Origin of the sequence: Lysinibacillus sp. AR18-8, assembly GCF_001705465.1 — a bacterium.
Taxonomy (GTDB): domain Bacteria; phylum Bacillota; class Bacilli; order Bacillales_A; family Planococcaceae; genus Lysinibacillus; species Lysinibacillus capsici.
Genome location: NZ_MDGU01000015.1, coordinates 80,353 through 99,926, shown reverse-complemented (window position 1 = coordinate 99,926; position 19,574 = coordinate 80,353). Strand labels below are relative to the sequence as shown.

General features: G+C 39.2%; 22 protein-coding genes. 4 read left to right on the top strand and 18 right to left on the bottom strand.

All coding sequences use genetic code 11. From position 1 onward, the window contains the following. Positions 1–27: 27 nt before the first annotated feature. The 4 genes from BFM98_RS13345 to panB all read right to left on the bottom strand — a co-directional run bounded on the left by BFM98_RS13345 (position 28) and on the right by panB (position 4,482). Entirely contained in the window at positions 28–2,178 is a 2,151-nt protein-coding gene (locus BFM98_RS13345; RefSeq protein ID WP_066037630.1) for a 5'-nucleotidase C-terminal domain-containing protein, read from the bottom strand. Positions 2,179–2,406: 228 nt separating this feature from the next. Continuing rightward, on the bottom strand, positions 2,407–2,790 hold the full coding sequence (gene panD, locus BFM98_RS13340; protein WP_009370842.1) for an aspartate 1-decarboxylase: 384 nt from the start codon (positions 2,788–2,790) through the stop codon (positions 2,407–2,409). A 1-nt stretch (position 2,791) separates the two neighbouring features. After that, positions 2,792–3,646 (bottom strand): pantoate--beta-alanine ligase, encoded by an 855-nt coding sequence (gene panC / locus BFM98_RS13335; RefSeq protein ID WP_066037736.1) that lies wholly within the window; start codon positions 3,644–3,646, stop codon positions 2,792–2,794. Continuing rightward, entirely contained in the window at positions 3,646–4,482 is an 837-nt protein-coding gene (gene panB / locus BFM98_RS13330; RefSeq protein WP_066037629.1) for a 3-methyl-2-oxobutanoate hydroxymethyltransferase, read from the bottom strand. Before panB ends, panC begins: the two co-directional genes overlap by 1 nt. A 427-nt stretch (positions 4,483–4,909) precedes the next feature. On the opposite strand from panB, the gene BFM98_RS13325 reads away from it, so the two are divergent. The 3 genes from BFM98_RS13325 to BFM98_RS13315 are packed head-to-tail and all read left to right on the top strand — an operon-like array spanning position 4,910 to position 6,665. Next, positions 4,910–5,230, top strand: coding sequence for a PadR family transcriptional regulator (locus BFM98_RS13325; RefSeq protein WP_004232706.1), 321 nt, complete (start codon positions 4,910–4,912; stop codon positions 5,228–5,230). Further along, positions 5,223–5,828, top strand: a complete 606-nt coding sequence (locus BFM98_RS13320) for a DUF1700 domain-containing protein (protein WP_066037628.1) — start codon at positions 5,223–5,225, stop codon at positions 5,826–5,828. The genes BFM98_RS13325 and BFM98_RS13320 overlap by 8 nt, the downstream gene beginning before the upstream one ends. Further along, complete coding sequence (locus BFM98_RS13315; RefSeq protein WP_066037627.1) at positions 5,829–6,665, top strand: DUF4097 family beta strand repeat-containing protein; 837 nt, start codon at positions 5,829–5,831, stop codon at positions 6,663–6,665. 606 nt (positions 6,666–7,271) lie between these two features. On the opposite strand, the gene BFM98_RS13305 is transcribed toward BFM98_RS13315, so the two are convergent. The 6 genes from BFM98_RS13305 to BFM98_RS13280 form a co-directional block, all read right to left on the bottom strand. After that, positions 7,272–8,255 carry a biotin--[acetyl-CoA-carboxylase] ligase gene (locus BFM98_RS13305; RefSeq protein ID WP_054550716.1) on the bottom strand — a complete coding sequence of 328 codons (984 nt, stop codon included), beginning with the start codon at positions 8,253–8,255 and terminating at the stop codon, positions 7,272–7,274. A 155-nt stretch (positions 8,256–8,410) separates the two neighbouring features. Next, positions 8,411–9,583 carry a CCA tRNA nucleotidyltransferase gene (locus BFM98_RS13300; protein ID WP_066037626.1) on the bottom strand — a complete coding sequence of 391 codons (1,173 nt, stop codon included), beginning with the start codon at positions 9,581–9,583 and terminating at the stop codon, positions 8,411–8,413. Beyond that, positions 9,570–10,715 (bottom strand): N-acetyl-alpha-D-glucosaminyl L-malate synthase BshA, encoded by a 1,146-nt coding sequence (gene bshA / locus BFM98_RS13295; protein ID WP_004232695.1) that lies wholly within the window; start codon positions 10,713–10,715, stop codon positions 9,570–9,572. The genes BFM98_RS13300 and bshA overlap by 14 nt, the downstream gene beginning before the upstream one ends. Positions 10,716–10,748: 33 nt before the next feature. Next, positions 10,749–11,153 carry a methylglyoxal synthase gene (gene mgsA / locus BFM98_RS13290; RefSeq protein WP_004232690.1) on the bottom strand — a complete coding sequence of 135 codons (405 nt, stop codon included), beginning with the start codon at positions 11,151–11,153 and terminating at the stop codon, positions 10,749–10,751. 19 nt (positions 11,154–11,172) lie between these two features. Further along, on the bottom strand, positions 11,173–11,970 hold the full coding sequence (dapB, locus tag BFM98_RS13285) for a 4-hydroxy-tetrahydrodipicolinate reductase (RefSeq protein WP_004232679.1): 798 nt from the start codon (positions 11,968–11,970) through the stop codon (positions 11,173–11,175). Then, the gene (locus BFM98_RS13280; RefSeq protein WP_036077682.1) at positions 11,970–12,305 is read right to left on the bottom strand and encodes a nucleotide pyrophosphohydrolase; all 336 of its coding nucleotides are present in this window, start codon (positions 12,303–12,305) and stop codon (positions 11,970–11,972) included. The genes dapB and BFM98_RS13280 overlap by 1 nt, the downstream gene beginning before the upstream one ends. A 115-nt stretch (positions 12,306–12,420) precedes the next feature. On the opposite strand from BFM98_RS13280, the gene BFM98_RS13275 reads away from it, so the two are divergent. Next, positions 12,421–13,290 (top strand): YitT family protein, encoded by an 870-nt coding sequence (locus BFM98_RS13275; RefSeq protein WP_004232676.1) that lies wholly within the window; start codon positions 12,421–12,423, stop codon positions 13,288–13,290. 55 nt (positions 13,291–13,345) lie between these two features. On the opposite strand, the gene BFM98_RS13270 is transcribed toward BFM98_RS13275, so the two are convergent. The 8 genes from BFM98_RS13270 to BFM98_RS13235 form a co-directional block, all read right to left on the bottom strand. Beyond that, positions 13,346–14,020, bottom strand: a complete 675-nt coding sequence (locus tag BFM98_RS13270; protein ID WP_036077718.1) for a zinc metallopeptidase — start codon at positions 14,018–14,020, stop codon at positions 13,346–13,348. Positions 14,021–14,080: 60 nt separating this feature from the next. Then, positions 14,081–14,677 (bottom strand): lipoprotein heptaprenylglyceryl N-acetyltransferase LhaT, encoded by a 597-nt coding sequence (gene lhaT / locus BFM98_RS13265; protein ID WP_048389842.1) that lies wholly within the window; start codon positions 14,675–14,677, stop codon positions 14,081–14,083. Positions 14,678–14,945: 268 nt separating this feature from the next. Further along, on the bottom strand, positions 14,946–15,713 hold the full coding sequence (locus BFM98_RS13260; protein ID WP_066037625.1) for a menaquinol-cytochrome c reductase cytochrome b/c subunit: 768 nt from the start codon (positions 15,711–15,713) through the stop codon (positions 14,946–14,948). Between the two features lie 41 nt (positions 15,714–15,754). Next, positions 15,755–16,429 carry a menaquinol-cytochrome c reductase cytochrome b subunit gene (gene qcrB / locus BFM98_RS13255; RefSeq protein WP_004232663.1) on the bottom strand — a complete coding sequence of 225 codons (675 nt, stop codon included), beginning with the start codon at positions 16,427–16,429 and terminating at the stop codon, positions 15,755–15,757. Between the two features lie 19 nt (positions 16,430–16,448). Next, positions 16,449–16,955 carry a QcrA and Rieske domain-containing protein gene (locus BFM98_RS13250; protein ID WP_004232660.1) on the bottom strand — a complete coding sequence of 169 codons (507 nt, stop codon included), beginning with the start codon at positions 16,953–16,955 and terminating at the stop codon, positions 16,449–16,451. A gap of 154 nt (positions 16,956–17,109) precedes the next feature. After that, on the bottom strand, positions 17,110–17,559 hold the full coding sequence (locus BFM98_RS13245; protein ID WP_048389840.1) for a DUF2487 family protein: 450 nt from the start codon (positions 17,557–17,559) through the stop codon (positions 17,110–17,112). A gap of 141 nt (positions 17,560–17,700) precedes the next feature. Further along, entirely contained in the window at positions 17,701–18,258 is a 558-nt protein-coding gene (locus BFM98_RS13240; protein ID WP_048389838.1) for a ReoY family proteolytic degradation factor, read from the bottom strand. A 14-nt stretch (positions 18,259–18,272) separates the two neighbouring features. Beyond that, on the bottom strand, positions 18,273–19,541 hold the full coding sequence (locus BFM98_RS13235; protein WP_004232654.1) for a tetratricopeptide repeat protein: 1,269 nt from the start codon (positions 19,539–19,541) through the stop codon (positions 18,273–18,275). Positions 19,542–19,574 lie beyond the last annotated feature (33 nt).

The following is a 19,574-nucleotide window of genomic DNA, read 5'->3' as shown; positions in this document are numbered from 1 at the left end:
GGAATGCTTACTCAAACAACGTTACGCTTATTGTTTTTTTGCTACATCAACAATACGACCTTCTGTTGTTGTTTTCACTTCTTTAAGTGATAGTAATTGCTCTTGAAGGTTTTCCCAATCAGATAAGCCTAAATCTGTAACACGACCTTCTTCATATGCTTTAGCAAACATATCAAAGCCGTCTCCACCTTTAGCTGTGAAGGCATTAGTCGCCACTGTATACGTTTTACCATCTTCTAAAGCAACATATTTACCAGTCGCTTTATCTAAATATTCGATGGAAACAACACGTGAGCCAACTTCTTTTGAAGAGTCATATTGTAGTTTTGCTCCACCAATGTGTAAGAAGCCACCGTTTTCTTTTGGCGCATTTTTCAGGGATACTTCAAATGCTGCTTTAAGCTCTGCACCTGTAACATCCATTAATGCTAAAGTGTTACCAAATGGTAATACTGTAATCACTTGACCAACTGAAATATTGCCCGCTGGAATTGCAGCACGAATACCACCGCCATTTTGTAATGCCATTACAACCGTTTTATCAGTATATTTTTGTGCTTTTGCTAGCATACCGTCTGTAATGATATTACCTAAAGCTGTTTCATTGCTACGAACACTGTTCAGATTGTCTTCAGTTGCACGAGGATTAGCTAATTCCTCAGTAATTTTTACACCGATCTCCTTGTTGCTAACTTCATTTACTTTTGCTGTAAATGGCTCAAGGATTTTCACTAACGCTTCATCTTCTACAACTTTACCAAGATCGATTAATTCTCCTTCATACTTAGTGACAATGCCTTTTCCATCAAATGTTACATCAAGTGTACCTAAGTAATTTACATATTCATTAGCTTGTACGATTAATGTAGCATCTTTTGCTTCACCAACTGTATTTGTATCCACAACAAATGGTTTTTCTAATTTTGTATGGTCATGGCCACCGACGATGACATCAATACCTGGTACATTTTTAGCTAATAAAATATCATTATCTACATTTGGATTATCATTATAGCCAATATGTGTTAAAGCGATAATTTTGTTGACACCCATTCCTTCAAAGGCTGCCACTGCTTTTTTCGCTTCATCAATATAATTTGTAAATGTTATTTTATCAGGAGAAGCAATATCCATCGTTTCCTCAGTCGTTAAGCCGAAAATACCTACTTTTTCTCCATCAATTTCTTTCACAATACCAGAATAGATTTTACCATTCTCAGGCTCACTTGAAACTAAATCTGTAAATAAACCTGTGAATTTAGCATCTGCTGAGAAATCAGTATTAGCATCTACAAATGGGAATTTAGCGCCTTTAACAAAATCCGCTAATGCTTGATGACCTTCTGGTGATGAGCCTAAATCAAATTCATGGTTACCAAATACCATCGCATCAAAGCCAATTTCATTTAATAGTGCTAGGTCTGCTTTTCCATGGAACTCGTTGAAGTATAGTGTACCACTAAATGCGTCACCAGCATGTAATGTTAAAACATTTTTCTTCGTTTCACGTTGTTCTTTAACTGCTGTTGCTAATTTTGGTAATTTATCTGCACGAGCATGTGTATCATTCACATGTAAAATCGATAATGAGAATGCATCTGCTGGTGTTTCAGGAGTCTCTGGTGTTTCTGGAGTCTCTGGTGTTTCTGGGTTTGATTTTGTTAGAGCCTCAGCAATGAATGTTGCCAGTTGTCCACGTGTAACTTTTTCACTAGCCTCATGATTTTTTGCACTTTCTAGCTCTGGTAATGTTGGGATAGATGCTAAAATTTTTGCTAAATCACCATGTGTAATTGTTTGGTTTGGACGGAAAGTATTATCTCCATAGCCTGTAATGACATTTAATCCTACAAGGGCTGCAATTGAGCCATAATAAGGATTTGATGCACTAATATCCGTAAATTTTGGATCCTCTACTTCTTTTGTATCCAATTTTAATGCGCCTGCAATCATTTTTGCCGCTTGTCCACGTGTGACATTTGTATCTGGTTTGAATGTACCATCTGGGTAACCACTAATAATCCCTGCTGCATAAAGTGTAGAAATGCCTTCAAAATCTGCATGACTTTCCTTTACATCCGAAAAAGGACTTGCTGCTGATGCTGGTACTACCGCTACCGCTGTTACAGCCAATGCTGCTGCAGTTACTGTTAAAAATTTGTTACGTTTATTTTCCATGACAAATGATACCTCCACTAGTAAAATGATGTACTAACAACTAAATTCTACATAAATATGACGCAAAATACTAGAACATTTGTAAAATTATAATTTTGTTAACTAGTTTAATAGTAATAAAAGCAAATTTTTGCCAGTAACTTTTGATATAAACGTAATCGCAAAAAAGGAGGATTGGCTATGCTTTGCCATCCTCCTCTCTAGTATTAATTTATTCTATGGCTGAATTCACATCACAGTTGCTTCTGGCTCGTGTGCGATCATTTCCTTAATTGTATTGCCCTCTCCCATGATGGCTACAGTTGGTTGATGGTCTTTTGCCTCATGATTATCCACATACACATAGGAAATAATAATGACAATATCACCACGCTGCACAAGTCTTGCTGCTGCGCCATTAACACAAATGACACCTGATCCTCGTTCACCAGCTATAATATATGTTTCAAAACGAGCGCCATTATTGTTATTAACAACATGTACTTTTTCGTTTGCCAGCATACCTACTGCATCTAAAATATCTTCATCTATTGTTATGGAGCCTACATAGTTTAAATCTGCCTGTGTCACTGTTGCACGGTGGATTTTACTATTCATCATCATACGTAACATACTATAGTCCCTCTTTCACAGTAAAAATACAATTATCGATTAAACGTGTTTTACCTATATAAACAGCTGCTGCCAACAGAACTTGCTGAGTTGCAGTTGTCACTGGTGTTAAATCTGGATATGTTAATAATTCAATATAATCAATGCGGCCATGTGTTCTTGCATGAATATGAGCTTTTGCTTTTGCAAGTGCTTTATCAGCATCACCATTCGCTAAAAAGCTATCGCGAGCCAACTGTAATGCTTCATTGATTGCTGGAGCCTCTTGTCGCTCTGACTCACTTAAATAGACATTACGAGAAGATTTCGCTAAACCGTCCTCCTCGCGTACAATTGGGACAACACGCATTTCTAAAGGGAAATTAAAATCACGTACCATTGTCGCAATAATCGCAACCTGCTGTGCATCTTTTTGACCGAAATAAGCTCTTGTTGGCAGTGTTAAATGAAATAATTTAGAGACAACCTGTAAAACGCCATCAAAATGACCAGGACGACTTGCACCACAAAGAATGGAAGCCTGCTCACCTGCATGTAGACGAATCCCTCCATCTTGAGGATACATTTCTTCCACACTTGGTGCGAACACAATATCAACGCCCACAGATTCAGCTAATGCAGTATCTCTTGGCAAATCACGAGGATAACTTTCAAAATCCTCATTTGGCCCAAATTGTGTTGGGTTGACAAATATACTCATCACAACGACATCATTTTCTACACGAGCTGTTTGTGCTAATGTTAAATGACCTTCATGTAAATAGCCCATTGTCGGAACAAGTCCAATCGTTTTTTGAGCATGCTTAGCTGCTTGAATTTCTGTGGCTAATGCCTGTATGGTCGTGATGACTTTCATCATTTAACGCCTCCATATAGCTGATCTAATGCTTCCTCTTTCATTGTGAAGAAATGCTTTGGAGCTGGGAAAGTACCCGCTTTCACTGCTTCTACGTAACCCATCATCCCCGCGCTTGCTTCTTTGCCCATATCAGCAAATTGTTGAACAAATTTCGGTACATGGTGTGAACCGTAGCTTAGCATGTCATGATACACCAGCACTTGTCCATCAGCCTCAATACCAGCGCCTATGCCAATGGTTGGAATAACAAGACTAGCTGAAACAATTTCTGTCAGCTGATGAGGGATACATTCCAACACGACTGCACATGCTCCAGCCGCTTCGCATTGTTTTGCTTCTTCAAGCAGTGTAGCAGCCTGTTCAGCTGTTTTTCCTTGTACCTTATAACCACCAAGCACTCCCGCTGATTGAGGCAACAAGCCTAAGTGAGCTACTACTGGAATACCAGCTGACGTTAATTTACGAATGACAGGTATAACTTCACCTGCCCCCTCAACCTTTAAAGCATCTGCTCCTGTTTGTTGCATCATCGCAATGGCTGTTTTGAGTGTCTCATTGACATCGCCATGATAAGAACCAAAGGGCATATCAACGACTATAAACGTATCCTTTGCCCCTCGTCTTACTGCTTTTGCATGATGGACCATATCCGCTACAGTTACAGGCATTGTAGAATCATAGCCAAGCACGACCATTCCAAGTGAATCCCCGACTAGTATCATCTCAACGCCAGCTTCTTCCGCGAATTTAGCAGCTGGATAATCATAGGCCGTCACCATCACGATTTTCTCGCCTGCCGCTTTCATCTTTAAAAAATCTGTTGTCGTTTTCATTTTGTAGTCCTCCTTTTTTAAAGGAAGAAAACAGAAAAACCCTTCTGGCCGAAAACAGACAGAAGGGTAGTGTGTCGTTCAATGATAAAAAGACCCCTGAAAGAGGCAATAGCTTACAAAATGAAAGCTATATTTGAACGTATCGTTTTCTTCCGTCCCTGTCTAAAAGATCAAGGCAGATATTTGATAGTATAGTCTATTGCGTTTTTGAAGGTGCCGTTCACAATGGATACTGCCCTTCGCACATACTATAACAGATTTTCCTATTAATCTTCAAATATTATTTTCTTACAATATCTTCGTCTAACAACATTGGAAAAAATTTTCTTTTAGAATTGACAATCAATGTTATACGTCATATACTATCCACATACTATATGTCATATAATATAAAATGAAGTATAGGTATTACATGTGAGGTGAAAAGATGACATTTCAGCTTGGTTCAGCTTTACTTGATGCTTGTGTACTGGCTATTGTCGAGAAAGAGGACGCCTACGGTTATTCTTTAACACAGCAGGTACAATCAGTCATGGAGATTTCAGAGTCTACACTGTATCCTGTATTACGCCGCTTACAAAAAGCGCATTACTTAACAACGTACGATCAACCTTATCAAGGTAGAAATAGACGCTATTATCAAATTACAGAGCAAGGACGTATACGATTATTAGAGCTATTAAAAGAATGGCAAATGTATAAGGAAAAGGTTGATTGTGTACTTTTAGGAGGGAATTTAGATGGATAGAGCAAGCTATTTGAAACAGCTACGAGGAAAATTACGTCGGCTTCCTGCGCATGAGTTAGACGCTGCGCTTGCCTATTATGAAGAATACTTTGAGGAGGCTGGAGAGGAAAACGAGCATCAGGTCATTTCACAACTTGGCTCTCCTTCACACGTCGCCTCACAAATATTAGCTGATTTCGCATTAAAGGATTTAGAAACCTCCTCGGCAAAATCAACAAAAAAGAATATGTCTGCCATTTGGCTCATTATTCTAGCTATACTGTCTGCGCCCCTATCATTGCCATTACTTGCAACAGCCATTGCACTCATTTTTTCATTTGGCGCAGTCATTATCAGCTTAATCTTTGCTATTGTCGCAACTGTTATTAGTATTTTTGCTGGTGGCGTTGTGGCGATCATTTCAGGTTTCTTAATTTTAACAGAGCATTGGCCGACCGCACTGCTCTTTATGGGTGTCGGGTTAATCGTAACGGGCTTAGGTGTCCTACTGTTCCCAGTTGTTGCTCGTGTTATCAAGAAAACCGTTGTTGTCTCTGTTGAAACATTAGGTAGACTATTCCATAAAATGACAAAGAAGCAAAAAAAGGGGGACTTCTAAATGACGTCAAAAAATACCCTTATTGCCATGACAATGATTGCATTAGGCATTCTACTCGCATTGATTGGCTATTTTTCAGGGGGTCGCTGGCTGATTCTTAAAGATTCAGAGGGTCTTTATGTCCCAAGTAATACTAAATTAATAAGTCAGTCTCATGCTTTAGATGCATTCACAAGCATTAATATCGTAAATGATTATGGAGATGTGGAGATTGTTGCAAGTGATAGTGACTATAAATTAGACACAAAGGTCCATGAGCAAGAAGATGTAACATATCATATTGATAACGGAACTTTAACCATCGAAACAATGGCAAAGAAAAAGGATGGTTTTCAATTTGGCTTCGGTAACCTCTCTTCCCCTTCAATCAAACTCTATGTCCCAAAAGATACAAAAATAGAGGCGATTGTAATAGACAGTAATTTTGGCGATACAGCCATTCATGGGCTCCAGTATCAGCAGCTTAATCTCATCCAGGATTATGGAGATATTACTTTCAACAGCACGACGGGTGACAAAACAGAGATTAGGCAGTCCTTTGGTGATTTGACGCTTCAGAAACTTACTAGTAACGGCTTCACTATTGAGAGCGAGCATGGAGATATCGATATAGATGGCACATTAAATGGGCAAACAACCATTACCTCTAGTTTTGGCGATACAACGATTCACTTACAAAACAAACAAAGTGATGTAGGCTATGCTCTTAAAACAGACTTCGGTGATGTGACCATTAATGATGAAGAACAAAGTGGCACCGTGACTCAGGTAACGAAGGGTCAGCACCAACTGAATGTTTCCTTATCACATGGTGATATAGATGTGTCACTAAAATAAAGAATAGACTATAAAAGAAGCTGCAAGTACAGGACGTTACTTGCAGCTTTTCATATTGTTGAAAAACAAAACCATTAATAGAATTTTTGTGAAAGGTGAAAATGGTTTCCGTTGCAGGCTACTTTCTTTCCTGTGGGCGAGCGCCGATCCCACGGGAGTCAAGTAGCCTTCCACTTCAACCTACAAAAGTGTTACCTTTTTGCAAAGGTTTCCCAATAAAGTGAAGGTGTTCACGACTCTTTATGAAGAGGTGCTGATACGCATAACTTCCCCACATTGAAAATAAAAGTCTATCGATTCTCTAATAATACAAATAATGGATTATTTTGTTCGCTACGGCCAGTATGAAAGATAAAGCAAAGACACTTTTACAGAATGGTTGATTGGAGTGGAGCCAGGTCACTCCTAGGGGATTTAGCGTCACAGATGAGACCCTGGAGCGAACGCAAGTGAGTGAAGCGGCTCATCGGACGCCCCCTGGAAAGGACGCTGGCGGAACGGAAATCAACCCCTCACCTTGCAAAGTTGCTTTTTCTGCCGTTGACATCATCTTTTTGCAACAACATGAGAAGCCGCAAGTACAGGACGTTACTTGCAGCTTCTTTTTTATAATATTTTGATGTCTCCTGCATAGATCGTTCGAACCGTTCCATCGTCCTGTGTCAATTGCAGAACACCATCGTCTGTAATGCCACTGGCAACCCCTTCAAAACGTTCGCGTATCGTCGTTACCTCTATACGTTGACCAATTGTACAAGACATTTGCTGCCATAATGTCTTTAGACTCGCAAAACCTTCTTTAACGTATAGTTCTGTAAATTGTTCTAAATAGTGTAAGATAGAGGCCACAAGTGCTGCACGATTGATTTCTTCTCCAGCTTCTAATCGTAATGAAGTGGCAATATCCGCAATATCAGGTGAAAAGTCAGCTGCTGCTTGGTTCGCATTTATGCCAATTCCAACAAGTAAAGCTTGCACAAGATCCGCCTCTGCTTGCATTTCCGTTAAAATCCCCGTACATTTTTTGCCATTAATCAATAAATCATTGGGCCATTTAATCGCTGGCTCTACATGTTTATATAAGGTTTTAATGGCCATTGTGACAGCTACTGCCACCACAAGTGTATAGGATGAGGCCTGTTGGGGCGTAACATCTGGCCGAACGATAACGGTCATCCAAATACCTGTCCCATGTGCAGACTCCCAAGGACGAGCCATACGACCACGCCCCGCTGTTTGCTCCTCACCAATAATAATTGTACCGTGTGGAGCTCCTTCCTGTGCAAGCTTATGCGCAATTGTTTGTGTTGAATCAACTACATCGTAATAATGGATCTCACGTCCAAAATGCTCTGTCTTTAAAAAAAGCTTAATCTGTGTGGGGCTCAAGCTATTTGGTACACCTGTCAATACATACCCCTTTTTCTTAATTGTATCAAATGTATACCCTTCTTCTTGTAATGTTTGCATATGCTTCCAAACAGCGGTTCTTGAGACACCAAGAGAATCTGCTAATTCCTGACCTGAAACCGCTTCTCCATCAGCAGCCAATATTCTTTTTAAAATTTCGTCCTTCATGGAAATTGTCATCTTCACATCAATCCTTTAGTTAACTGTACTCTTGTTATGTAACTTATTTTGTCTTAATCATACTGTAAATTAACGTAAATGACCACCAACGATAGGAATTTAATGAAGCCGTCTCCCATTTCAGGAGACGGCTTTTACCTATCATGTATTCGGCTTTAAGTAAGATCCTGTTGCTCCAGCCAGCTTTTAATCTGTTGTCGATCATTTTGAAGTTCATGATGAAGAATGGCTGTCAGCAGATCCTCCAATGCGGCTTTTACCCACGGCCCACCCTTTTTGCCAGACCATTTCAGTAAATCAGCCCCATTCACCGCTAATTCTTGCTTATGTTGAATCGGTAGCTTTGCCTGTAATTCTCGGATAGATTGTTGAGGTATCGAAGCGTCTAATTGGCGAAGTTGGGCAAAATATTGTGCAGCCTCTAGTTCTTGCTCTGTGTAGTAAAAATAATGGCGATTTGTCCAACCATCTTTTAAAGCGTCATAAGCGGTTAAAACGGAATTAATAAACGCCATTTCCTTATTCGATAATCGATAATCGCGCACTACCTCACGCCATGCTGTTCCTTGTAGTAAGGCAAAGTATGCCCAGCCAAGAAGGGCATCTTTTGTTTGGAAATTATGCCATTGAGCAGTTTGAAAATCACCTGTTAAATAGGCCGTTAATCCACTGTCCTCTAGTTTTTGTATACCCCCAAAAACTGTTTGTCCTACCCAAAGCTTATCAAGCTCTGCTTTAATGCGTTCTTTTGCAATAAAGCCCAAATCAGCAGCCCTTTGCTGGATAGCTGCGAATGTATTCGCCTCGATCGTAAAATCAAGCTGTGCAGAGAAGCGAATCGCTCGCAGCATCCTTAAAGCATCTTCTGCAAACCGTTTTTCTGCCTCTCCTACCGCTCGTATAACGCGCTTTTCAATATCTTGTTGTCCACCATAATAATCTACAAAAGAGCCATCACGCCGCATGGCAATGGCGTTCATTGTAAAATCTCGGCGTTGTAAATCCTCTTTTAGAGATCGAACGAAATGGACATTCTGTGGTCTTCGATGATCTGTATATTCCCCATCTGTCCGATAGGTAGTCACTTCCACAGGTCCAGCGGGTACGATAACAAGTACCGTCCCATGCTGAATCCCAATATCTACAGTCTTTTGAAACACAGTTTTTACTTCTTCAGGCAAGGCATTAGTAGCCACATCTACATCATGGGCAGGACGATCGAGTAAAGCATCTCTTACAGCTCCACCAACAATAACTGCTTCAAATCCCGCCTGATCTAATTGTTCAATGACTGAATAGGCTGCCTGCCATTCTTTATTGTTTTGCATGATTTCTTTCCGCAACCTTCTCGTACAGATTTTCATATTGTTCCACAATTTTGGATGAGTGGAATTTTTCACTTACTGCACGGATGGCCGCTTCTCGGAAGCGCAGTAATTGTTCCTCATCTTGCAATAAATGGGTTGCATACGCCGCAACTGCCTCTGTATCCCCTAATTCCACGATATAGCCGTCTACACCATGCTCAATGACTTCTGGAATACCACCTACATTTGTTCCAATACAAGGTACACCACAAGCCATTGCCTCTAATAACACCAGTCCAAACGATTCTTGCTGTGATAATAATAGCTTAAGGTCACTAATCGCATACAGTTCAGCTAAGTTTTCTTGTTTCCCTAAAAATAAAACATCCTTCATATACGGACTTCCTTTTACTTGGTCCATGACACGATGCTTTTCTGGGCCATCACCTACTAATAAGAGCTTTGCTTTCATGTTGGCACGGATTTTCATAAAGGCGTCTACAATGTGTGGAAGGTTCTTTATTTTACGGAAGTTTGATACATGAATGAGGACTTTTTCATCTTCTTGTATACCAAATTGCTCTTTTAAGTTTCCTGAATTTCGTGGGAAGTATTCGCGTTCGTCCACAAAGTTATAAATCGTTTCAATTGGTTTTACTGTATCAATCAGTTCATAGGTTTGTTCTTTTAATGCCTGTGACACGGTAGTCACAATATCAGATTTATCAATCCCATACTTTATGGCCTGTGAGAGCGTAGAATCTTGCCCAAGCACCGATATATCTGTGCCATGAAGGGTTGTAACGATGCCAATGTCTCGGCCGCTCATTTCACGTGCTAGCACCGCACATACTGCATGTGGGATGGCATAATGCACATGTAGCACATCCAACTCTTCATCCTTTATGACGTCTGCCATTTTACTCGCTAATGCAATATCGTATGGAGAATATTGAAATACTGAATAATTATTAACTTCGACTTCATGGAAAAAGACGGTTGGATAAATTTTATTCAATCGAAATGGTACGCTTGAGGTGATGAAATGAATTTCATGTCCTCTTTCTGCAAGCATTTTGCCTAATTCTGTTGCAATGACACCAGAGCCACCAACTGTAGGATAACAGGTAATGCCTATTTTTAGCTTTTTCATTCGATGATCATCCTTTCTGAATCACGTCTTTTGTTAATTGCGTCTTTCTTGTATCAGTCTCCAATCCACAAAGCCTTCCTGTAGGCCTTTTAGTAATATTTCTGCTGTTCCCATATTTGTTGCCAGTGGCACTTGGTAAACATCACAAAGACGGATTAGTGCAGAAACATCTGGCTCATGTGGTTGTGCTGTTAAAGGATCACGGAAAAATATCACCATGTCCATATCATTATTGGCAATCATTGCGCCAATTTGTTGGTCGCCACCAAGTGGCCCTGAACGAAAACGTGTAACTTCCAAACCAGTAGCTTCGATGACACGTTGTCCTGTTGTGCCGGTAGCATATAGTGTGTGTTCTTGTAAAATATTTTGGTAAGCAATAGCAAACTGTACTAAATTATCTTTTTTACGATCATGTGCAATCAATGCGATTTTCATATAGCTTCCATCCCAATCTTTAGATGATGTTTTCTAAACCATAAACAAGCTGATCCATTTTCATAACCTCTTCTATGCAAAATGCAACACCCGACATAAAAGAATTACGGTTTAATGAATCATGGCGAATCGTTAGTAGCTGCCCATCCCCTCCAAATAATACTTGCTGGTGTGCCACTAAACCAGGTAAACGTACGGAGTGAATGCGCATACCGTCAAAATCTCCACCTCTTGCACCTTTAATGGTTTCTTTCTCTTCTAGATGTCCTTGTGCCTTTGGCGTACGGACCTCTTGTATTAACTGTGCCGTTTTCACCGCTGTCCCAGATGGTGCATCAAGCTTCTGATCATGGTGCATTTCTATAATCTCTACATCTGGTAAGTATTTGGCTGCTTCTTTTGCAAACTTCATCATTAGGATAGCACCAATCGCAAAGTTTGGTGCAATAATGCAACCTAACTCTTTTTCTTTGGCCATGGCTGATAATTCCTCTAGTTGTGCATCTGTAAATCCTGTTGTACCAATTACTGGTCGTACATTTAAATTCAGTGCTTCCTTTGTATGTTTGTAGACTGCATGTGGATTAGTTAAATCCACTAGTACATCTGGTGCAGTTGCTTCTACAAGATCATGCATTTCTGTAAATATAGGCACTGTATAGCTTGCTGGAAACATATCTAAATCAGCTAAAGTTTTTCCTACTTCCTTATAATCTAGTACAGCTACTAATTCCATTTTGTCATGTTTCATGACCGTATGTACAGCCTCAGCTCCCATTTTTCCTCTTGCTCCCGCAATAGCTACACGAATCGACATCATTCTTCATCCTTTCTAGTCCAACGATCCTTATCTCTAGTTTCAAATTTATGTATGACGCGTAAAAGTGCTTCATCTAGTTTAATACCTTGGGCATTTGCAAAACAGACTAGTACAAAGAAAAAGTCTCCTAGTTCCTCTTCAATACTGTTTGTATCCTCTGTACTCTTTTTCTTTTTCTGTCCATAGACATCCTGAACTTCGCGTGAAAGTTCACCTAATTCTTCTGTTAGACGTGCAAGTAATTCAAATGGTGGAAAATAGCCTTCTTTAAATTGTCCTATATAGTCATCGACACGCTGTTGTAAAGCTTGCATTGTTAGTTGATCTGCCATAAAAATCACACTCCTATTTACCATCGTATAAAATTTACACCATTGTTGTCAAAACCAATAAAATGTCAGATAATAGATAACACTACTTCATTTGTTTGGAACTACAGGAGGTCAAATGCTAAAACAGATTAAAATACGTAATATTATCGCGATTATGCTCGGAGCAGCAGTTTTCAGCTTCGGCTTTGTTCACTTCAACATCCAAAATCAACTGGGTGAAGGTGGACTAAGTGGGATTACACTCATACTATATTTTACATTAGGATGGGACCCCGCCTTAATGAACCTGTTATTAAATATTCCCATGTTTATCATAGGTTATCGATTACTTGGAAAAAAATCATTTGTCTATACGCTTGTCGGCACTTTATCCGTATCTCTTTTTCTAAAAATTTTCCAAAAATATCAATTTACCATCCATTTAGAGGATGACATGTTGCTTGTAGCACTTTTTGCTGGTGTCTTTGTTGGATTGGGACTTGGGATTGTCTTTCGTTTCGGTGGCACTACAGGTGGTGTCGATATTTTGGCACGACTAGGGCATAAATATTTTGGGTGGAGTATGGGGAAAACCATGTTTGTCTTCGATGCCATCGTCATCATTCTTTCTTGGCTGACGTTCTTGGATGCTCGTTCCATGATGTATACATTAGTAGCCGTATTTGTTGGAGCCCGTGTCATTGACTTTGTACAAGAAGGTGCTTATGCGGCTCGTGGTGCGCTTATCATATCAGAAAAGTCTGGAGCCATTGCTGAAACAATCGCTCTTCGAATGGAGCGTGGTATCACCATTTTAGAAGGACATGGTCATTTTACGAAACAACCTAAGGAGGTTATTTATTGTGTAATTGGCCGCAATGAAGTTGTACGGTTAAAATCTATTGTGCATGAAGTTGATCCGCACGCATTTGTTTCCATCATTGAAGTACGAGATGTGGCAGGAGAAGGCTTCACACTAGACGATCAAAAGCAACCCCTTCATTAAGCATACGAAGATAAAAAACTTGTTACAGTGGTGTACCACTATAACAAGTTTTTTCTTAGTCGTCGCTACGCATATTGGTAAAAATTAAAATTAAACGTAATAACTCTAGTACAGCTACCGCTGCCGCTGCTACATATGTTAATGCTGCAGCACTTAATACTTTTCGTGCTGGTCGTTCTTCTTCATTTGTAATAATGCCAAGTGAATTCATTTGAACTAATGCTCGCTTTGAGGCATCAAACTCCACCGGAAGTGTCACTAATTGGAAAACAACACCTGCTGCTAATAATATGATACCTAATAGCAAGAAATTCGTACTACTTGCAAAAATACCAATCATTACGAAAATCCAAGACGCATTAGAAGAAATATTTGCTACTGGGACTAGCTTACTACGTAATGTAAGCATGGAATAAGCTTCTTTATGTTGGATGGCGTGACCTACCTCATGGGCAGCAACCGCAGCCCCTGCAACACTTGCTTCATAAAAGTTACTTTCTGATAAAGCCACTGTTTTGGTTGCTGGATTATAATGATCAGACAACACACCTTGTGTTGGCACAACTCGTACATCATATAAGCCGTTTGCATCTAAAATCGCACGCGCTACCTCTGCACCAGTTTGCCCCTTCATTGTACGTTGCTTTGCAAATTTATTATACGTACCCTTTACCTTCATTTGAGCATAAAGTGGAAGCAGCATAATAATCACAAAATAAACAATATACATGCTCGTTGACAATTTTCTAACCCCTTTCTACCTCGATACTATAATTCTATAATTTATACCCTAATTCGGCAAATATTTGCGCCACCTAATTGAGAAAATGGCAAGTAAAATACATGCAATTGATAACCAGAATGTAAAGTAACCTATATAGCTTGTGTAATTGGCTAAATCCCGATACATCGGCATTTGCCCAAATACATAGTCAATGACATCATTATGCAGTGTCCAAACAGCTGCTATCACAACATGCCAATAAGTGAAGACATATTTCTTCATATATAGTACAGCTTGTACAGCCATGGCAAAATGTGAACCAACTAGCATCCACCCCTGCCAGCCAATAGAACCTGTTTCAATTAATGTCCAAATATTCATCACATCTGCCCATAAGCCATATTTCACCAACGTAACAAGGGCAAGTACTTCCATCAGTGGCCAGCTTTTCCCCATAATCCAAGCAATTAACACAAAACAAAAGAATAAACTGGCTGTCGGACTATCTGGAACAAAAATATAAAAAATAGGCTCTGTAATGGCAAGCTGCCACCCATACCAATAATAGCCATAAATTGTACCTAGTAGATTAATAATTAGCAGCACTATCAAGAATGATTTATGGGTCAGAAGGTACCAAATATTTGCTCTTGTTAGTTGCACGATGTTAACTCCTTCCGATAAAAACAATCCATTATTTATGTATAGTTCTGAAATTCTAGAGCTTTACTCTACCTTTCAATTCAATTGTATCTCACCATCAATATGTGTTATTTTATTGTTTTAATTCGCTTACTTGTTTCAAGAATAAATGTTTTTTCGACATCTTTCGCTAAAATCCTTTATACAAGGGAACCTTTTTGTATGGCTTCCAGTCCCAATAGTATAACAAGGTAGAAAAAAAAGAGCCAGTTTCCTGACTCTTTTACTATTACTCTGCTTTTAAGCTTTCGATGAATTCAGCAAGTTTTTGAAGATCTTCATCTGAACCTGTCCATAATCCTGGTGGCATGTTACCGCGACCATTATGAGCAATGTCCTTAATCTCATCAGCTGTTAATCCAGTGTCCATTAGAGATGGTGCACCAGCTCCACCTTCTAAGCCTTCACCGTGACATGTAATACAAGCTGAACCAGCGTATAGTTTATAACCTTCTGATTCTTTATCGAATTCAACTGTTTCTACGATTGCACCCATAGCTTTTTGAGCTTCCCAGTCGTGGTTAACAACTGACTCCCAAGTTAGGTAGAACATAGCAGCTAAAGTTAATAACATAAACGCTGTTGGCAATGGACGTTTAGATGGACGACGTTCTGGACCCTTGTCTAAAAATGGCATTAATAATAGCGCTCCAAATGCAAGACCTGGAATTACAATAGCTCCGATTACATTGTATGGACCAGAAGCAAATGAGTATTTTAAAAGTTGATACATAAATAAGAAGTACCAGTCCGGTAGTGGTGTATATGCTCTAGTTGGATCTGCCGGCCCTTCAAGTGGTGACGGGTGAGCGACAGTTAATAATAAGTATCCAATTAAAAATACAGCACCTACCATCCATTCCTTCAGTAAGAAGTTCGGCCAGAAAGCTTCCGTCTTACCTGGATATTCGGAATAATCCTTTGGAACGTTCGGCATTCTGTGATTCGCTTTAATACGAGAATCGCCGACAAATTTCATTCCTTTTCCGCGATGCATAGTGTCCCCTCCTTTTAAAGATCATCGAACCGTCAAGACAATTACAACGGTCCTGAAATTCCTTGACGACGAATCATGATAAAGTGCGCTGCAAGTAACCCAAACAATACTGCAGGTAAGAAGAATACATGAATCGCAAAGAATCGAGTTAACGTTTGAGCACCAAGAATCGTTGTGTCACCCGCTAATAATACTTTAATCATCCCACCGATAAACGGTACTGATGCTGCAATTTCGATACCTACTTTAGTAGCGAATAATGCTTTCATATCCCATGGTAATAAGTATCCTGTAAATCCAAGACCCATCATTACACCAAAAATACCTACACCAACCATCCAGTTTAACTCACGAGGTTTTTTATAAGAACCTGTGAAGAATACACGAAGTGTATGTAAGAACATCATTACGATAACTAATGAAGCTCCCCAGTGGTGCATACCGCGTACGATTTCACCAAATGCTACTTCGTTTTGTAAATAATAAACTGATTTCCAGGCATTCACAACGTCTGGTACATAGTACATTGTTAGGAACATACCAGATAGAATTTGAATTACTGTGATGAAGAATGTTAATCCACCAAAGCAGTAAACGAATGCTGAAAAATGATGTGCAGGGTTAACGTGCTCTGGCACTTCGTGGTCGGCAATATCACGCCAAATCGGTGTAATATCTAGGCGTTCATCGACCCAATCATAAATTTTATTTAGCACTGTTGTCGTACCCCCTTACTTATTTAACTAGAGAATTTGCTTTAGCTGGACCAATCATTAAATAGCCATCTTGTTCTTGTACTTCAAATTCATCCAACGGACCTAGAGGCGGTGTACCTGCAATGTTTTTCCCGTTTTTCTCATAACGTCCTGCGTGGCATGGACAGAAGAATTGACCTGGGTGTGCAGAATCTCCATTCCAGTCAACCATACATCCTAAATGCTTACAAACAGGTGAAAGGGCAATGATTTGATCGCCACTTTTATAAACCCAAGCTACATCTGTAACCTGTGATTTATACCATGCATCCACTTGTTCATATGAAAAGTCCACTTTTACAGGCTCTTCAGTCAAGTCAGCGATTTTATGCTCTGTTTTTACAAAATCCCCACCCTCATGCTTTTGTAGCACAGGATCAATTGCAAAGCGAAGCATTGGCATTAGCATACCTGCCGCCATAAATCCACCTACACCAGTAAGAGTATAACTTAGAAATTGACGACGTGAAACTCGATTATTACTCATTATTTTCCCCCCTCTAACTTAAAGGTCAGTCCAACGGACATACTTTTACAAATAGTAATACTAGGACATATATATGATATATCAAGTCCATAGCTTGGTCAATATAGCATTCTGTGGAAAGCTGGAGAATGTGAACATTTATTGAAACTAATTGTTAAATCTGTGCCCATTTAGTCGAAAGCATTGGAATCACTTGTCGCAATTGATCTTCTAGAATGGATTTTTTCACACTGGCATCCATACTTTCTAAAGGAATCGCTGGTAACCAAATCATATTGACTATCTCTCCACTCTTTGTCCAATAATGGTCACAAGTAATGAAGAACACATGCTTAAATCCAGCATTATGTAATTGTGCTTCTAATTGCTGTGGTAAATCGTCGTTTTTTAAAGTTGTCATATAAGAAAATGGTGGCATGACTAGTAGTCGACCTTTAAACTGCTGCTCTATAAAAGAAGTTAAAGACATGACAAAATCTACCTCGGCACCACTTTGTTTCATTTTTTCAGAAGAGAGATCAATGGATACAAGTGGAACAACCGCGGTATCAATAAAATCTTTTTGTGCCATAAACGATGTTACATCGTTTGCATTAAAATACATTCAACAAACCTCCTTTTATCGCAAAATAAAAATGTCCTTTTCCACTCTTCAATAGGATACCCAATTAAAAGTGAAAACAATCATTCACTAGTAATGTTACCATATTGAAATGGATAAAGGACATTCAATTTTTACCTATAATTAACGTAAATTAGCCGTTTCCTTCAATGCTTGTAACAAATTAGACAATTCATAAAATCGCACTTCATCTCCCTGGTCGAGGGCTTCATCAATTTGTGCAAGTAATTTCTCTTCTTGGAATACGAGTAAGCTATTGGAAAGCAGCTCTTCTGCCAGTACACGATCTTTTTCACTGACGAGCAGTGTTTCTGGCATATAAGGGTTTTCTTCAAGAACTGCTAAGTATTGTGCACTTGGTGGTATATTAGGAAAATTCAATTGTATATACATATCTTCTTGTTCATGTAAGCGTAAATCATGGAAAGACTTCTCAGCATCTGCCGTCATCACATTGCCTTTATAGAAACGAAAAGGCACACCTGTTGAGTCTACTGTTGACATCACCATTGCCCTAGGACAATAGTGAGCTTCTTCCACAAAACGGATTCTTTTTAACAAGTCATCATTACTTAATAGGTAATTTAAAATCCATACACACTCACGACGTTTCAATTGATAATTTTTTAAAAACCATCGAACAAATGCTTTTTTATCAACAACTGATACAGAAGCAGTCATACCCACTCCCTCCTTTACTCAAATTCTAAGGTTTCTAACTTCTCCTGCCACTCTGGTTCACCCGGTTGAATGTTGATTAATTGTCCAAGAACCTCTTTTGCCTCTGAACGCTTTCCTTCTTCTAATAAGAAGTAAACATATTTTTCTAAAAATGTTGCGTCTTCCTTAAAATCATTATATGCCAAACGGTAAAATTCGTATGCACGGTCGTACAATTCTAAATTTTCATATGCCTCTGCCGCAAAAGGATATAAAGTGCTCCATTCAAAATCATTTTGCTGTAATGTCTCAAATAACTCGATTACATCCTCATGGCGCTCCTGTTGTCCAAACACTGAAATAAGTGCCAGTACCGCTTCCATATATTCAGGATCGAGCGCTATAGCTTCTCTCAGATGTTGCTCAGCTTCTTCAGGCAAACCATTTTTCAATGCCATTTTACCAGCGAATAAATAAAGCGATTTATCATATTCATCACGCTTTAACCCCTCTTGAATGGCAGCATAAGCTTTTTGATTATCCTCTGTCATTGCATAACTTTCCGCAAGCAATAAATAGGCTGAGAAGTAATCAGGATCTAATTCTTTCAATTCCTCTAGTTGTTTAATAGCCATCTCGTATTTTTGTGACTGGAAGGCTGAATAAGCAGCTCCAAATAAAATATCGGGCTTTACTTCATCTTCAAGGGCTTTGACATAATAATCAAATGCCGTCTCATAGGCTGCACCTGCACGATAAACCTCCGCTAGTCGTTCGACAAGTTGAATACCAGCAAATTCATTTTGCTGCTCATATAAGTCCTCATACAGTCTTGCTGCCTCTAAAAAACGACCTGTTTCAAATAAAAGTTCTGCTTTCGCAAAATGTAATAATGGCTCGTCTGGTAAAATCGCTAATGCTTCATTTATACGCTTTTCTGCAACCTCAAATAACCCTTGCATTTGATAATAATCAGCTAAAACCAATAACGCTTGTGGATATTCTGGGGAGGTTTCTTCAATTTCTAATAATAAATCTAATGCTTCATCTTCATTACCAAGCTCCATTAGGACATTGGCACGATCTATTTTTAACTGTGCTTCTTCTGGGAATAAAAATTGTAAATGCTCCAGCACACGGTCAGCTTCCTTCATGTACCCATACTGCATAAAAATCTCAGCAAGTGCATAGATCTCCTCGGGTAGCTCCTTCATTAAAAATGATTCTAGTAGCTGATCTATTAATGCTAAATCCCCTTGTTCAAGTGCTTGCATCATTTCAGTCATCGCATTGTTCACAGTCATTCACCTATTCTTTCGTTGATACCTTTATGCTAC

What these genes read in the sequence shown, in the direction of transcription:
- BFM98_RS13345 (WP_066037630.1), bottom strand. Translation starts at nt 2,178, where the DNA reads ATGGAAAATAAACGTAACAAATTTTTAACAGTAACTGCAGCAGCATTG.
- panD (WP_009370842.1), bottom strand. Translation starts at nt 2,790, where the DNA reads ATGTTACGTATGATGATGAATAGTAAAATCCACCGTGCAACAGTGACA.
- panC (WP_066037736.1), bottom strand. Translation starts at nt 3,646, where the DNA reads ATGAAAGTCATCACGACCATACAGGCATTAGCCACAGAAATTCAAGCA.
- panB (WP_066037629.1), bottom strand. Translation starts at nt 4,482, where the DNA reads ATGAAAACGACAACAGATTTTTTAAAGATGAAAGCGGCAGGCGAGAAA.
- BFM98_RS13325 (WP_004232706.1), top strand. Translation starts at nt 4,910, where the DNA reads ATGACATTTCAGCTTGGTTCAGCTTTACTTGATGCTTGTGTACTGGCT.
- BFM98_RS13320 (WP_066037628.1), top strand. Translation starts at nt 5,223, where the DNA reads ATGGATAGAGCAAGCTATTTGAAACAGCTACGAGGAAAATTACGTCGG.
- BFM98_RS13315 (WP_066037627.1), top strand. Translation starts at nt 5,829, where the DNA reads ATGACGTCAAAAAATACCCTTATTGCCATGACAATGATTGCATTAGGC.
- BFM98_RS13305 (WP_054550716.1), bottom strand. Translation starts at nt 8,255, where the DNA reads ATGACAATTTCCATGAAGGACGAAATTTTAAAAAGAATATTGGCTGCT.
- BFM98_RS13300 (WP_066037626.1), bottom strand. Translation starts at nt 9,583, where the DNA reads ATGCAAAACAATAAAGAATGGCAGGCAGCCTATTCAGTCATTGAACAA.
- bshA (WP_004232695.1), bottom strand. Translation starts at nt 10,715, where the DNA reads ATGAAAAAGCTAAAAATAGGCATTACCTGTTATCCTACAGTTGGTGGC.
- mgsA (WP_004232690.1), bottom strand. Translation starts at nt 11,153, where the DNA reads ATGAAAATCGCATTGATTGCACATGATCGTAAAAAAGATAATTTAGTA.
- dapB (WP_004232679.1), bottom strand. Translation starts at nt 11,970, where the DNA reads ATGTCGATTCGTGTAGCTATTGCGGGAGCAAGAGGAAAAATGGGAGCT.
- BFM98_RS13280 (WP_036077682.1), bottom strand. Translation starts at nt 12,305, where the DNA reads ATGGCAGATCAACTAACAATGCAAGCTTTACAACAGCGTGTCGATGAC.
- BFM98_RS13275 (WP_004232676.1), top strand. Translation starts at nt 12,421, where the DNA reads ATGCTAAAACAGATTAAAATACGTAATATTATCGCGATTATGCTCGGA.
- BFM98_RS13270 (WP_036077718.1), bottom strand. Translation starts at nt 14,020, where the DNA reads ATGTATATTGTTTATTTTGTGATTATTATGCTGCTTCCACTTTATGCT.
- BFM98_RS13260 (WP_066037625.1), bottom strand. Translation starts at nt 15,713, where the DNA reads ATGCATCGCGGAAAAGGAATGAAATTTGTCGGCGATTCTCGTATTAAA.
- BFM98_RS13250 (WP_004232660.1), bottom strand. Translation starts at nt 16,955, where the DNA reads ATGAGTAATAATCGAGTTTCACGTCGTCAATTTCTAAGTTATACTCTT.
- BFM98_RS13245 (WP_048389840.1), bottom strand. Translation starts at nt 17,559, where the DNA reads ATGTATTTTAATGCAAACGATGTAACATCGTTTATGGCACAAAAAGAT.
- BFM98_RS13240 (WP_048389838.1), bottom strand. Translation starts at nt 18,258, where the DNA reads ATGACTGCTTCTGTATCAGTTGTTGATAAAAAAGCATTTGTTCGATGG.
- BFM98_RS13235 (WP_004232654.1), bottom strand. Translation starts at nt 19,541, where the DNA reads ATGACTGTGAACAATGCGATGACTGAAATGATGCAAGCACTTGAACAA.